The sequence below is a fragment of the Alteromonas sp. MB-3u-76 genome (assembly GCF_002831605.1).
Lineage (GTDB): Bacteria > Pseudomonadota > Gammaproteobacteria > Enterobacterales > Alteromonadaceae > Alteromonas > Alteromonas hispanica.
The window spans coordinates 2,249,102-2,263,597 of the sequence record NZ_CP025115.1 but is presented as its reverse complement, the minus strand read 5'-3'; the positions used below and the strand labels follow the sequence as shown (position 1 = coordinate 2,263,597).

General features: G+C 43.0%; 14 protein-coding genes and 1 tRNA gene. 10 read left to right on the top strand and 5 right to left on the bottom strand.

What is annotated here, in order from left to right; translation table 11 throughout:
- The first annotated feature begins 64 nt into the window (after positions 1-64).
- From folP to CW735_RS10110, 8 genes are all read left to right on the top strand, one after another.
- The gene (gene folP / locus CW735_RS10145) at positions 65-886 is read left to right on the top strand and encodes a dihydropteroate synthase (RefSeq protein WP_071979130.1); all 822 of its coding nucleotides are present in this window, start codon (positions 65-67) and stop codon (positions 884-886) included.
- Between the two features lie 12 nt (positions 887-898).
- A complete protein-coding gene (gene glmM, locus CW735_RS10140; protein ID WP_071979129.1) occupies positions 899-2,242 on the top strand; it encodes a phosphoglucosamine mutase in 1,344 nt (447 codons plus the stop codon).
- Positions 2,243-2,382: 140 nt separating this feature from the next.
- Positions 2,383-3,081: a triose-phosphate isomerase gene (gene tpiA / locus CW735_RS10135; RefSeq protein ID WP_442857509.1), complete on the top strand. Its 699-nt coding sequence runs from the start codon at positions 2,383-2,385 to the stop codon at positions 3,079-3,081.
- A gap of 10 nt (positions 3,082-3,091) precedes the next feature.
- Positions 3,092-3,553 (top strand): preprotein translocase subunit SecG, encoded by a 462-nt coding sequence (gene secG, locus CW735_RS10130; RefSeq protein ID WP_071979127.1) that lies wholly within the window; start codon positions 3,092-3,094, stop codon positions 3,551-3,553.
- Between the two features lie 9 nt (positions 3,554-3,562).
- A tRNA-Leu gene (locus CW735_RS10125) sits at positions 3,563-3,648 on the top strand.
- A gap of 328 nt (positions 3,649-3,976) precedes the next feature.
- The gene (locus CW735_RS10120; protein WP_015068459.1) at positions 3,977-4,183 is read left to right on the top strand and encodes a hypothetical protein; all 207 of its coding nucleotides are present in this window, start codon (positions 3,977-3,979) and stop codon (positions 4,181-4,183) included.
- Positions 4,184-4,799: 616 nt separating this feature from the next.
- Positions 4,800-7,175 (top strand): putative bifunctional diguanylate cyclase/phosphodiesterase, encoded by a 2,376-nt coding sequence (locus tag CW735_RS10115; RefSeq protein ID WP_100971957.1) that lies wholly within the window; start codon positions 4,800-4,802, stop codon positions 7,173-7,175.
- Between the two features lie 185 nt (positions 7,176-7,360).
- Positions 7,361-7,519 (top strand): YqaE/Pmp3 family membrane protein, encoded by a 159-nt coding sequence (locus CW735_RS10110; protein ID WP_032096492.1) that lies wholly within the window; start codon positions 7,361-7,363, stop codon positions 7,517-7,519.
- 81 nt (positions 7,520-7,600) lie between these two features.
- Here the strand turns inward: CW735_RS10110 and CW735_RS10105 are convergent, their stop codons facing one another.
- The 3 genes from CW735_RS10105 to CW735_RS10095 form a co-directional block, all read right to left on the bottom strand.
- The gene (locus tag CW735_RS10105) at positions 7,601-8,044 is read right to left on the bottom strand and encodes a hemerythrin domain-containing protein (protein WP_100971955.1); all 444 of its coding nucleotides are present in this window, start codon (positions 8,042-8,044) and stop codon (positions 7,601-7,603) included.
- Between the two features lie 195 nt (positions 8,045-8,239).
- Positions 8,240-9,592, bottom strand: a complete 1,353-nt coding sequence (gene gdhA / locus CW735_RS10100; RefSeq protein ID WP_100973234.1) for an NADP-specific glutamate dehydrogenase — start codon at positions 9,590-9,592, stop codon at positions 8,240-8,242.
- Positions 9,593-9,600: 8 nt separating this feature from the next.
- Positions 9,601-11,229: a diacylglycerol kinase family protein gene (locus CW735_RS10095; RefSeq protein WP_100971953.1), complete on the bottom strand. Its 1,629-nt coding sequence runs from the start codon at positions 11,227-11,229 to the stop codon at positions 9,601-9,603.
- 201 nt (positions 11,230-11,430) lie between these two features.
- On the opposite strand from CW735_RS10095, the gene CW735_RS10090 reads away from it, so the two are divergent.
- Positions 11,431-11,958 carry a DUF2878 domain-containing protein gene (locus tag CW735_RS10090; protein ID WP_100971950.1) on the top strand — a complete coding sequence of 176 codons (528 nt, stop codon included), beginning with the start codon at positions 11,431-11,433 and terminating at the stop codon, positions 11,956-11,958.
- 52 nt (positions 11,959-12,010) lie between these two features.
- Positions 12,011-12,715 (top strand): SDR family NAD(P)-dependent oxidoreductase, encoded by a 705-nt coding sequence (locus tag CW735_RS10085; protein ID WP_100971948.1) that lies wholly within the window; start codon positions 12,011-12,013, stop codon positions 12,713-12,715.
- 116 nt (positions 12,716-12,831) lie between these two features.
- Here the strand turns inward: CW735_RS10085 and CW735_RS10080 are convergent, their stop codons facing one another.
- Together CW735_RS10080 and CW735_RS10075 are read right to left on the bottom strand one after the other, a co-directional pair.
- Complete coding sequence (locus CW735_RS10080) at positions 12,832-13,662, bottom strand: HAD family hydrolase (protein WP_100971946.1); 831 nt, start codon at positions 13,660-13,662, stop codon at positions 12,832-12,834.
- 119 nt (positions 13,663-13,781) lie between these two features.
- Positions 13,782-14,342, bottom strand: a complete 561-nt coding sequence (locus tag CW735_RS10075; RefSeq protein ID WP_100971944.1) for a hypothetical protein — start codon at positions 14,340-14,342, stop codon at positions 13,782-13,784.
- Positions 14,343-14,496: the final 154 nt, after the last annotated feature.

Here is a 14,496-nt window from a genome sequence, read left to right as displayed (position 1 = left end):
TTAGGATTAAAAAACGCCAGTTAATCTGGCGTTTTTTATTTACATAATAAAAAAGAGTTGATGTATGCAGTTTGCCAATCATTTTATTGATCTTAATCAGCCTCGCGTTATGGGGATCTTAAATGTTACCCCTGATTCCTTTTCCGATGGCGGTCGACACGCATCTACCCAGCAGGCAGTAGAACACGCACTTTGTATGGTAGAGCAGGGCGCTACTTTTATCGACATTGGTGGCGAATCGACCCGTCCCGGTGCTAAAGATGTTGCGCTTCAAGAAGAGCTTGATAGAACTATTCCAGTAATTGAGGCGCTGTCGGCAAGAAGCGATTGTGTTATATCAATTGATACCAGCAAGCCACAGGTAATGACTGAGGCAGTGAACGCAGGTGCTAAGCTAATTAATGATGTTCGCGCGTTGAGAGAACCTGGCGCGCTGAAAGCCGCTGCTGAAGCCAAGGTACCGGTTTGCCTTATGCATATGAAGGGCGAGCCAAGAACAATGCAAGCGAACCCGCAATATGATGATCTTATCAGTGATGTAAAGGGTTTCTTAGTTGAGCGGACAGCAGCATGTGAACAAGCTGGTATCGATAAGTCATCCATTTTACTGGACCCAGGCTACGGCTTTGGAAAGTCTCTCGAGCATAACTATGCGTTAGTTAAATATTTACCTGATATTATGGCATTAGGGTTGCCCGTGCTTGTTGGTATGTCGAGAAAGTCAATGATAGGTAAGCTTTTAAACAGAAATGTTGAAGAACGCTTGGCTGGAAGTATTGCGCTCGCTACAATTACGGCCCAAATGGGAGCACATATAATACGTGTTCACGATGTACAAGAAACCGCTGATGCGGTTAACATCGTTAAAATGCTGAAAAAAGTGTAATAAGGAATAATAATGAGTCAGCGTAAATATTTTGGTACCGACGGTATTCGGGGTAAAGTGGGCGAAAGTCATATTAACCCTGAGTTTTGTATTAAGTTAGGGTGGGCAGCAGGAAAAGTCCTCGCAGGTAGAGGAACAAATAAAGTACTTATTGGAAAAGACACGCGTATCTCGGGTTACATGCTCGAGTCTTCTCTTGAAGCGGGTCTTTCTGCCGCAGGTATAAATATAGGCTTGTTAGGACCTATGCCTACCCCAGCAATAGCCTACCTCACCAAAACATTTCGTTCTGAAGCCGGTATTGTTATTAGCGCTTCTCACAACCCTTATTACGATAACGGAATAAAGTTTTTTTCTTCTCAGGGATTTAAGTTAGACGATGACATTGAACTAGCCATTGAAGAAATGCTTGAGCGCCCTATGACTTGCGTAGCCTCAGACAAGCTTGGTAAAGCAACGCGTATAGATGACGCTGCCGGTCGTTACATTGAATTCTGTAAAGGTACTTTCCCCTCTGAGCTATCCCTCACAGGCTTAACCATTGTTGTAGATTGTGCTCATGGTGCCACGTATCACATTGCTCCTAACGTATTACGAGAGCTTGGCGCGAACGTTATAGAATTAGGCACTGCACCAAACGGACTTAACATCAACGATAAGGTTGGTGCGACGTCTATGGATGCAGTTGTTGAGAAAGTAAAAGAAACAGGCGCCGATCTAGGTTTTGCCCTAGATGGTGATGGCGACAGACTGATGATGGTAGACCATCTAGGCAATGTGCTCGATGGTGACCAAATTGTCTATATCATTGCGCGCGATGCACTGAAGAACGGACAAATGCAGGGCGGCGTAGTGGGTACTTTGATGAGCAACCTTGGGTTGGAAAATGCGCTTAGTAAACTAGGGGTACCCTTTGCGAGAAGTAAAGTAGGCGATCGTTACGTGATGGAGTTACTACAGCAGAAAGGCTGGTCTATTGGTGGTGAGAATTCTGGTCATGTTTTAAATCTGTCTATGTGTTCAACGGGTGACGGAATTGTGGCGGGCCTTCAGGTGTTGGCTGCCATGTTGCGTTCTCAACTAGACTTACACGATTTATCTAGTGGTTTTGAGATGTATCCTCAAACGCTGGTGAACGTGCGCTATACAGCGCAGAATGTTGATTACCTATCGCATAAAGATGTTCAACGTGCAAAGCAAGAAGCCGAAGCAGCACTCGGTAAAACAGGACGTGTTTTACTGCGTAAAAGTGGAACTGAACCACTGATACGGGTTATGGTGGAATCGAATGAAGAACAGAAGTCGATGAAATGGGCAGAGCATATTGCTGAAACTGTTCGTAATCTCGCCAATTAGTTGGCGTAGCAGGAAATTTCGCTTTTTATACTTGTATCTTACGTTGTAAATAGTTAATATCACGCCCGCTAAAAGACAGGGCTAAGGTCGAGCTAGTGAGTAACAAAATACGCCAGCCATTAGTTGCTGGAAATTGGAAAATGAATGGTAATTCGGCATTAGTTGCTGAATTTAATGAGAAGCTAGAAGCATTAAATTGCGACTCCGAAACGGTTGTTTGTCCGCCGGCTACGCTGATGCACCTTTTCAGAGCGAATTCATTTTCCCTAGGTGCTCAAAATGTGAGTCACCTCAACAACGGTGCTCATACAGGTGAGTTATCTGTTGAAATGCTTAAAGACGCAGGATGTACCTACTCAATAGTAGGTCACTCTGAGAGAAGAGAAGATCAGCAAGAGTCTAGTGATCTTGTCGCTTTAAAAGCAAAGCAATGTATTGAAGCCGGCTTAACACCCATTATTTGTGTTGGTGAGTCTTTAACAGTAAGAGAAGCGGGTAACGTTGAGAAATTTGTTGGCGAGCAGTTAGACGCATTAACAGCGACGTTGTCGGTTGACGATTTATCAAAAACAGTTATTGCATATGAGCCAATATGGGCCATAGGTACAGGGAAGACGGCAACGCCTGAGCAAGCTCAGGAAGTGCACGAATTCATTCGCGGTTACTTTACTAAAGTAGACGCAGACTTAGCTGGTAAGCTTCGCATTTTATACGGCGGCAGCGTTAAACCAGATAATGCTAAAACGTTATTTTCACAAAAAGACGTTGATGGCGGCTTAATTGGCGGCGCCAGTTTAAAAGCTGAAGATTTTATTTCAATTTGCCAAGCGGCAAACTGACGAGGTAATTATGATATACGAAGTGCTTTTAATAGCATATCTAGTTGTAGCACTCTTATTAATTGGGTTTGTTTTGATCCAGCAAGGTAAAGGGGCTGATATGGGCGCTTCTTTTGGCTCAGGTGGTTCAAATACCGTGTTTGGTTCGTCAGGTTCTGGTAACTTTATGACTCGCACAACGTCAATTTTAGCGGGTTTGTTCTTCTTCATTAGCTTGTCGCTAGGCGCGATGACAGCGAATAGAGAAAGTGCCGAAGACGAGTGGAATAACTTGGAAGTACCTGCTGCGGTTGAGACACCAGCAGAAGTGCCTGCAGATGCAGACGTGCCAGTTATTGAAGATGCACCTGCACAGAGCGATGTTCCCGTTAGTGGTTCAGACGTTCCGGCAATGCAGGACGTTCAGGACACTCAGGGTAACGTGCCAGCTGGCGATGATGTTCCAGCTGATGACGGCAATACCCCAGATTAAGCTTTATTTGCGGAAGTGGTGGAATTGGTAGACACGCCATCTTGAGGGGGTGGTGAGCATAGCTCGTGCGGGTTCAAGTCCCGCTTTCCGCACCATATTGAAAGGCCAGCAGTCGCTGGCCTTTTTTGTTTGCCCAGCGAAGCTGGCAAACCCGTCAGGTTGAAAGAAACCTGAATCACCCTGACTGAGGGGAAGATAATCCGAATGGCAAGGGCGTTGTTGGCCAACGGCAGGGTCTGAAGGAAGCCATAGGAAGTTAGAGGTACACAACGCAAGTGAACCTGATTCGGCAAGACAGGAGGGTAAGCGTGCAAAATAGCGCGAAGCCCGATACTCAGTCAGTCCTGTTTTGTGTTTGAGGGTGGAATTTCTAACAGGGAGCCAGTGCAGTAACTGGGGAAGCCTGGCATTAGATCCAATCAAATGGTTGGACGTATCGTTCAAGGAGTGATCCAAGAATGTTGCGAGTGTGAGGTGGCAGATGAACCCGTAGTAGTGAGTAAGGCTAGGCCGATGAAAGCCAGTAATGGTGTGGAGGGTAAAACCAAGCCGACTATCAGCATTGTGTTTGATAGGATCTATTTTAGCCAAAAGCTTAAATGGATTGCGAAGGGGGGAAGCAGACTTTAAGACTCTGATGAGTTGTGAGTTTTTTTATCATTGATACACAAGCCGCCAGATCAGCGGGACAAGTCGAATCGGTGCGCTAGGAATAGTGATGTCTGGTGAGACAGGCCGTATATGGGAAGTAATTGTAGTCAAATTTGGTAGATTGCCTCAGTGCTAGAACGCCAAACCCTGCAATGAAAGTTACCACAATGTTAGAAAATGAACGATGTCCATAGGGCGCACGATACTAGATTGCAAATTAGCATTGTGTCACTTAGCAAGTGATATGAAGTATGCAGGAGCCGTATACGAGGCCCGTACGTACGGTTCTGTGAGAGGGATGAGGCGCAAGCCTCACCCTACTCGATATTGTTTTGATTTTCATGCCAAGCCTTTATATTCAAATTTTGTTACAACTATGTTTTCGTGGCAGCAAAAACGTTCAAGCTTTGCTGTAACCCTTCAAATCCCTGATCATAAAACGATGACCTGAGGATTGTTAAAACCTAAAAAATACGATAAATCTCATTTAAATGAGATTACTCGGTCTTTCCCCTGTTTTGCTTGGCATAAGTCAGCTATTATTTTGCCATAACTTATTAAATTTCATGCAGTAGCATTCATCAGAGGCGTTCTCGTGCAAACAAGTCTTCGCCAATCATTGATTTTACTTAGTTTTCTAGGTGTGACAGTTGCGACCATAATTGTTGTGGTATCGCTGTGGTTGTCGTTTAGTTCAATGATAAAAAGCCATGTAGACAAAGAGGTAGTTCTTGTTGAAAAGCTGCTTAATAATGTGCTGGCTGAGAAAGAGTCGCGCACCGAGCGCAACATTGCATCTTCGCTTAACGCCATTAATTCAGATGCTGTGCTCGATAATAAAGATATCGAGAAGCTCTCTCATGCTTTTTTAGGCTCTTTAAGCCAGTCTATTGAGGGTTCGGCGAATGCTAGCGAATCTTATGTTTCAAGTTCTTATGTTTCAAGTTCTTATGTTTCAAGTTCTGATGCGCGCTCTCTGGATCTAGCGCTTATTAATTTAGATCATACTGTTATTTCGTCAACCTCAAACTCTTACGAAAAAGGTGCTCAGTCTTTGCGAAGTGTTGCTATGGCGGCAATGGGGTTAAACCACGTCCTGTCTGTAGAAAATGGCGTATTGACACACCTTAGCCTTAAGTCAGTGGTGCTGAATAACGAGCGTTATTACGTGTTAATGGCAAGGGATATACAAAGAGAAGTACTTGAAACTGTTAGTGCGCTGTCAGAAGCCGACATAAGTATTATCGACAGAACAACACAAGTGTTACTCGCTTCGACGCTATCAACCCGTTTAGCTGAGGAGTATCACCCGAGCATAGCAGGTTTCAATTGGCAAGACGTCACGTTTTCAGAAGCCGTCAGTTACATTGAATATAATATTCCTGTTTCTACATTAAACACCAGTCCGGCAAAAATAACTGTTCTCATTGATGTAGCAAATTATGTGCAAAGTTTTAGAGAAATGCAGAATATGCTTTTCTCGCTTTATCTTTTGGCGTTATTGATCATCTCACTTTTTTTCATGGTGTGGACCAAGAGAATTACATCACCGCTAAATTCCGTCATTACCGTTATTGATAGCGTTTCTTCTGGACGCTATAAAAATAAGCTCAACAGTACTTCGCGCTTTAGAGAAATTAACGAACTAGAGTCTGCTATAGGCCAAATGCAAAGCAAAATCTTTCGTCGCGAAGAGAGAATTAAGTATCAGGCACAGCATGATGATCTAACAGGGCTATACAACAGAAACTTTTTAGAAGAGTTTTTTGTAACGCAAATGCGTGACGGTAAATCTATTCAGGTTATTGCGATAACGGTTATTGGATTTCGAACCATTAATGATTTGTACGGATACTCAAATGGTGACAATACATTGAAATCATTGGCTTGGCGACTGTTACAATGGCCTGGAACTTCAGCAAGGTTAGCGGGCGGTGAAGTAATTTACATCACTGACGAGCCACTGAATGAGCTGCAGTTAGAGACCCTGAAGTACATTCTTGAGCAACCCGTTGAGAGCAACCTTATAACAATACCTGTAAAAGTGGCTATGGCTGTATTGGAATGCCCTGAAGACGCGTCTGACACAGAAGAGTTGTTTAGAAAACTCAATATTGTTTCTGATAACGCAATTCGCTCAGGCGCTGCCTTAACCTATTACAGTGAGGCGTTAGAGCAGGGCTACAATAGACGTCTTCTAATCACTACCGAACTAAAGCGTGTACTTGCCACACAGCAACACGAACTTTCTGTCGTGTATCAACCCAAAATAGACCTGAAAACGATGAAAGTGTGTAGCATGGAGGTGCTGCTTAGGTGGAATAACAGTCGTTTAGGACAAGTATCGCCGGATGAGTTTATTTCTGTGGCGGAACAAGCTGGGTTGATAGAACAAGTGACTAAGTGGGTAATGAAAACCACTATTACCGATCTTGCTTATTTTAGAAGCAAGCGTTACGACTTTTCTGTTGCTATGAACTTGTCCTCACATGATATCCAAAATAAAACGCTATTAAATGAACTGGTGGCATTACTTACAGAAAAAGGCCTGTCACCTGCCTCACTGCAGTTAGAAATTACAGAAAGTGATTTGGTTGCTGATGCGTCTCTGGCAGTAGAAAACCTTTCATCACTTAAGTCGTTAGGGTTTCGTTTTGCCATCGATGACTTTGGTACCGGCTATTCTTCCTTAGCGTATTTGAAAAACTTACCCGTAGAGACAATCAAAATAGATAAAAGCTTTATATTAAATTTGTCTACCGATGAAAATGACCAACAGATTGTCCATACAATACTCAGTCTGGCCGGTATTTTTGAACTTAATGTAGTTGCCGAAGGGGTAGAGGATGCAGAGTCTCTTAACATTTTAAAAGAGTGGGGCTGTGATGTTGCACAAGGCTATTACATTAGCAGGCCGTTAAAAAGAGAAGACCTAGAAGACTGGCTACTTACTACACCTTATCACGAGTAAAAATACCCAAACTGCTAGCCAGAAGCATGAAATCTGATGTTTGTAATTTTTGGAATACATTATGCTTGGTTAAACAGTGTGGTTTTGAAAAAGCCTATTTTTGATTGTTAGTAAAGTCAAAACACCCACAATTTAACACATGCTCTCAATGTTGAGTGATATTGAATAAAAACAAGGATTTTATTATGGATATTATACGCGTACTTCTGTCAATTTTACTTCCACCACTAGGCGTATTTCTGCAAGTTGGAATTGGTGCTCACTTTTGGATAAACATTCTGCTGACTATTCTCGGATACTTTCCAGGAGTGATCCATGCAGTCTATATTATTGCGAAGAAGTAACGTTTTCTTATGATTGGCTAAAAGAAAGCCAGTAACAGATTATGCTGTTACTGGCTTTTTTCGTTATCGAGGTTGTTTAATTTATGCAGACTTTAGTTCTTGCTGCATTTCTTTTTTGTAACCCGACGCCAATTCTGTTTTTTGATGTTCGTTAAGTACCCTTCCAGCAACGTTGAAAAATTCTTGCTCCTCATCTGCTAGGTGATGCTCTACCTTCTCTTTAAGTACTTTAAGGTGATGTAGCCATGCCGGCGAACTCATGTCGGTATTGTCTAATTTTTCTATCAACTCATCAATTTCATGATGTTCCGCAATACCATGGCGGGTTAAATCCACTGTTGCGTCTTTTTCTAAGAGGTGAGTGTAAAAGTGGCGTTCCTCTGCTATGGCGTGACTTTCAAGCTGTTGCTTCAATTCTTCAAAGTACTCTTGACGAGCAGCAGTGTTCCCACTGGTTTCAGCTAATATTTTCAATAGAAGACGTTGTTTTTCGTGGTCTTGGCGTAATGCTTCAAAGATTTTCACTATAGTTCCCTCAGTAGATTAAAGATGACACAGTCATTAATGCGATAAACGTTCCATAATGATGGATGGTTAAGTTTCTGAAATTTAATCGCTTTTTTTGAGGGGGTTGTTTGGAATAAGAGAAAGGCGTACAAGGTAAGCAGTTTTTACACTTTGTACGCCTAATCTTTCATAGCAAAGTTAGTTGGAAAAAGGTTAAACGCCCTGTGCTACCATCGCATCTGCTATTCGTCTAAACGCAGCAATGTTAGCGCCCTTCATGTAGTTAATATAATTATCTTTGCCTGCCGAGCGCTTAGCCTCTTCAAGGCAGCGCGCATGTATGCTCTTCATAATAGATTGAAGTTCATTGTCGAGTACGTCTGCTTCGTGTTGACTAAACTGTGCATTCTGAGACATTTCTAGTCCTGACAGGGCAACGCCTCCGGCATTCGATGCTTTACCTGGTACATAAGTAATCCCTGAGTCGATAAAGACTTCCTGTGCGTTATTGCTGCAAGGCATGTTTGCACCTTCAAGTACCATGCTACATCCGTTTTCAAGTAATGCCTTTGCATCTTTTTCATGCAGTTCATTTTGTGTGGCGCAGGGCAGGGCAATATCGCACTTAACATGCCAAGGCGTTTTGTCACTAAACCAAGCGCCAGACCCTTTGCTTTCTAAATCTGTAAGCACGTTAGATGAAGTGGTATGGGCATCTATAGCCCAAGCTATATCAGACTGACTAAATCCTTTATCACAAAACAAGAATCCGCGACTGTTTGATAAGGTGACTACCGTAGCCCCTTTTTGAATCGCTTTTTTGGCAGCGTGCAACGCTACGTTTCCTGCTCCTGATACAACAACTCGCTTTCCTTCTAAGGTTGTATCATTTGCATCGCAGACAGCTTCGGTAAAGTAAATCAGTCCAAAGCCCGTAGCCTCGGTTCTTATATAACTACCTCCAAATTCAAGACCCTTACCCGTTAGTACACCTTCGAATTTATTGTTGAGCCTGCGGTATTCACCATAGAGATACCCAATTTCCCTAGCGCCAACATTAATATCACCGGCCGGAATATCTGTATTCGCGCCGATATGACGCTGAAGTTCTCGCATGAAGGCTTGGCAAAATAGCATGATGTCTCTATCACTTCGACCTTTAGGGTTAAAGTCTGAGCCACCTTTACCGCCACCCATTGGCAAGCCTGTTAGGGCATTTTTGAAACACTGCTCAAATGCCAAAAATTTGAGAACCGATAGGTTAACCGTTGGGTGGAACCGCAATCCACCTTTATACGGACCCATTACACCATTGTGCTGAACACGCCATGCTTGGTTAACTTCTACTGTACCCTCTGAGTTTACCCAAGATACTGTAAAGTAAATAACTCGCTCTGGGAGGCAAAGCCTGCGAACGATGTCTGCCTGTTTATAGGCCTCGTTAGCATTGTAAATAGGAACGATATCTTCGAGCACTTCCCGTACAGCTTGTAGATATTCTTTTTCACTTTCAAATTTAGTGTTTAAAAAGTCGTAAATTTCATCAAAATTACTTTCGTTTGGCATGGGGGACTTCATTCCTCGTTTTCTTTATTTGTTAGCACGGTGAGACTGCGTGGACACGTATTAATGGTCACAGTGTCTGCATGAAAAATTTCACCGTCTACCGCATAGGCAATTTCATCATCGAACGTAAGCGTAATTGTGCTTGCTTGCGCGTGACGTATGTTGTCAGAATGGCGCTTATGCTCGCTGGGGCTGAAAATTAATTCTGCTAGCGAGAGTAATTGTTTGTCGGGAGACGTCTGGGGAACTAGCCACGTTAGGTCTAGTTTGCCATCAGTGACATCGGGCGGTTCGTCGCCTTGCGCTAACGCTGTGGTCATAGGGGCAGCATTAGCAACAACAAAACTAGGCGTGGTGAGTGTTTCTTCATCGCTATCGTCTGTGCGAATTTTAAAGCTAATATTCTCGTTGTTAGAAATTGCACTCCACAAGCCTTTTAAATAAGCAAATTGGCCGCCTTCATTCTTTTCATCTCTATCGGCAGACGAAATCATTTGCTCTTCAAACCCAACGGCAGTTACCAGCAACATGATGTTGTCGTTACATGTGGCTGTATCGATAGCCAGCGTGTTCCCCTCAATAATGATGTCGCACGCAATATCAATGGGCATCACTTTACTTAAATAACCATGAAGTACCTGGCTCAGCGCATTTGCTGTGCCCAACGGAATAAAGCCCATGGTTGCTTGAGTATCTATTAGAGCAGATGCCACTTCAGTAAGCGTACCATCTCCCCCACAGGCAACGATGATGTCTGCGTTATTATCTAGCGCCTCTTCGGCTATGGCCTTGCCATTTTTTTCGGGTGTTGTTTCAAAGACAGAAACAGAGAACTTTTCGTTAAGTCTTGCCAAAATCTGGCTTTTGTTAAGTTCCCACTTGCCACCGCCCGCCACGGGGTTTGCAATAAGCACCAAGTTTTTTTGTAGTGAAAGCAGTCCCCCATCTTTTACCTTTTCAAGCGCAGATAGCTGCTTTTTATTTAAGCGAGCGGTTTGTCTTACGCTATTTATCCGTCGCATTGCTTCTTCTACAGTTAGTGAATCATCTTTGGCAAGCAAATATGCTGCTACTACCAAAACTGAGCGTCCCCTGCCCAACGCGCAGTGCACAACAACATTTCTTTTCGCTTTGATTTGTTGATCAAGCCAATTGATCGCATGTAACAGTTGTTCTGAAGTAGGGCTAGTATGGTCAAGCACTGGAATATTTAAGTAGCGATAGTCTTCTCTCAGTGCAGTGTAATCTAACCCATCAAATTCAGCGGTAACATCAAGAATAGCAGTAATGTTGTTTTCGTTAAGAAGGTCTACATGCTTACCTGACATTCGGCAGGCTAGAAATAAGTTTTCTTGAATTTTTTGTAAGGGCGGTACTTTGTCGGTACGTCGAGCATATTCATTGTATGCCCACGAGCCGAAAAGAAAGGGGACAAATATCCATCGAATATAGAAGGGAATAGATCCATCTTCTCTTTTTCTGAATAATGACGGGTAGTTAAAAATGTACGCACTACTTACCGCAGCAAGCGAAAATGTCACCCAACCAAATAATATTTGCAAAATGAGTGACGGAGAAACCATAGCTAGTACAAGTGCAACAAGCGCTCCAGCAATATAATATTTAACCATTTTCACGGCGAAACATATCCTTTGTTAATGCAGTTAGTAATCTATACGGCTTAAGATTAATTTTCGTTTACTTTGCTCTACGCTCGGTGACGTAAAATGTTTGAGGTCATCCAATTTAGTGCAATTAAAAGGCTGAAATTAACAGATTTATGAACTTTGTAAGTTATCGTGCCGTATGCCTCGATATACGAACAACGAGCACAAACAATGAAAAAAGAAGTTGTAATAAAGGTTGCTAATTTTATTTGGTTCCAAGCCATATGGTGGCTTGTGATCTTGTTTCAAAGTGATGCCGAGCTGCTTGTGCTTGGCTTGCTTGCATTATGGGTGTTATTTTCTTCAGAGCGAACAAACGACATAAAGCTTATGATGTCGATGTTTGTTATTGGTACACTCATCGATACTATCCTCACCATTTCTGGAGTATTTAACTTCAATAACTCGCAAACGTTACTTAGTTGGTGGCCAATTCCTTTGTGGCTTAGTTTTTTATGGGCAGGCTTTGCCGGTACGGTTTATCACAGCCTCACCGTGTTTGAGGGGAGACCGTGGCTGGCGGCTGCTGGCGGCGCAATTTTTGCACCATTAAGTTATATTGCCGGCGCAAATTTTGGCGCCGTCGAGCTGGGTTACTCACTGCCTGTAACGTTTGCCGTAATTGGGGCCGTATGGAGTATTACCTTTCCAGCGTGTTTCTATCTGTCTACTTTGTTTACTAGTGAAAATGCAGAGTAGAATTCAAGAGCGTTAAAATTCAAGTAAGCTAAATTCAAGGAGTGTATTAAGTATGACTAAGAGTGTTTTAGTTACTGGCGGCAACCGAGGCGTTGGCCTTGAGATCGTAAAGGGCATGCTGAGTGAAGGCTATAAGGTTTTAATGGCATGTCGCGACGAAGACGCCGGTGAAGAGGCAAAAAAGGATATTGTGGGCGGAGATTTGCACGTTATCGAAATGCCACTTGATAATGAGTCTGCCATTGTCGATGCGTTTACGCGGGCTGAAGCGGTTTTTGGGCCTATCGACATACTTATCAACAATGCAGGTGTTCTTGATGATACTAGCTGGGACGAAGTAACTTCAGAATCATTTAATGCCTCAATGCAGGTAAACGTATATGCGCCTCTTACCCTAATTCAGCAAACATTGCCTAAAATGATAGAGAGAGGGTTTGGGCGAATAATAAACGTGAGCTCCAGTTATGGTAGCTTTAACGAATCTCTTGCAGGCCCTTTCTCTTACGCTATATCAAAAGCCGCTGTGAACGCATTAACCGTGAAAATGGCGTCGGTTGTAGAAAAAGCGAAAGAAGAAAAAGAATTAGATGTTTCTGTAAACAGCATGACGCCGGGCTGGGTTCATACGCGAATGGGTGGGAAAAATGCGCCTAAAACTCCCGAAGAGGGAGCTGATACCGCTATATGGCTGGCCACAATGGAAAGCGATGTGCCTAACGGAAAGTTTTTCAAAGAACGCAAAGAAATAGCTTGGTAGCAAAGCGTTAAATATTTTCTAGGCCGAGAGAAGAGGGTAATGGCCAATATAGAGCTTGGCACTTACCCTCAAGCTAGTCGTTAGCCACGCCATGTCCACACTATGCCCACGCTATGTTACAGGGAGAAGCGTTCTCTTAAGAAGCGCGCTACACCATCTTCATTGTGATGGCCTATTATAGATGTCGCTAACTCTTTGATAGGCTGTTTAGCATTGCTAGGCGCGTAAGCCTCATTAGCAATATTAAACATGCTCACATCGTTATCACTGTCTCCGAAACAAATAATATTTTTTGCGCCTAATTGTTCCTTGAGTATTTCAACCGCGCTTCCTTTACTTGCTAACTTGTGGTGAACATCCATCCAGCGATATTCATCGCCTTCAATAGCTGGGCCCGAATAGGCGATGAGGCCTTCATTTTCGTTGAGTTCATTCCACATATCGCGAATTACAAGAGCATCACCAATCATGCTAATGTTGGTAATATGAGCGTTGGAAGGCATTAATTCGATAGGCAGCAGAGTTGCTTTCGTTCGGGAAAAATACTTATCAATAAGGTTTTTTTCAATATCGTGCTGGGGTGCATGATGAAAAATAATATGGTCGTGATGCTGACTGTTCATATCAACGGTGTTGATGAAAGGCGTTATGCCATTGCGGGTAGCGCATTCGATAATAGCAGTCGCTTCACTGTCGTTGAGCAAGTTTTCTAAGGTTAGAGCATTACCTGCTGGGTCCCAGATGGCTACGCCGTTATTATAGATATGGGGGAGTACAAAGGGTTGTTCACCTATAACGTGCTGAGCAGAGTGCATGGTTCTGCCGGTGGCAACTGTGTATGCAATGTCCTTCTCGCCGAGTAACTTAAGTGTTTCACGCGTGAAGTCAGTAATCTCCGATGATTTATTCAGTAAGGTGCCGTCTAAATCGAAAAAAATAAGGTCCATGAATAGTATCCGGTAGATGTTTAAACGCAAAAGAGCAAGACACCATGATACGGCATCTATGCTCAATAGTTTAATAGAACGGACAAAATATTTAAGTTAATTAACGAAATTAACATCGTTCACTTAATAGATTCGACTACCGAATGACTTTTTGCTTGAAGTATTTGCGACACGGCTTTTGCATTCTGCGAGCCTCGCAAATTGACTATTAGAGCGGATTTTCCTGACCTTACTGCATCGCTCACTTTACGGATGATTTCGCTTCTATCTGGGCGTAAACCTATTAATCCAGCAATGAATAGCCCAATAAAGGTTCCTGGGCTGATAAGCGCGATATAAGTGAATATCGGGTTTTGTTGCGTAAGTGCCGGACCATATTGAGTTAACAGAAACGCCGTGATCATCCCAGCAGTAAACCCTATGGCCGCTAATGCAAGATGTGATGTCCAAAGCGACGACGCAATCTGAGACGATTTTTCTTCTAGCTTCGCGCTAAGGCGAGGGTCGGAAGGGGTAATTACCTCGCTCTGATGAGAATCAATTGATGCTTCTGACTCTAATTGCTGTAACGCTTGCTTTGCTTGCTCTGTAGAATCAAAAACCGCGGCTACCTGCAGCTTATCACTTGATAAAATCGTTGCTCTTACATTAACTTTACTATTCTCTTCAACACTATTCATTAAACACTCCTATCGATGCTGCTACTTGTTTGTTGTTCTAAATCAGCATTTGGCCTAAATACGTTCTCTACAAGCTCATACAAGGAGCATTCCGTTTAAAAACTTTTACTGATGTAACTAATCTTCCTCTCGGTACAATACTTTTGATTTGTTT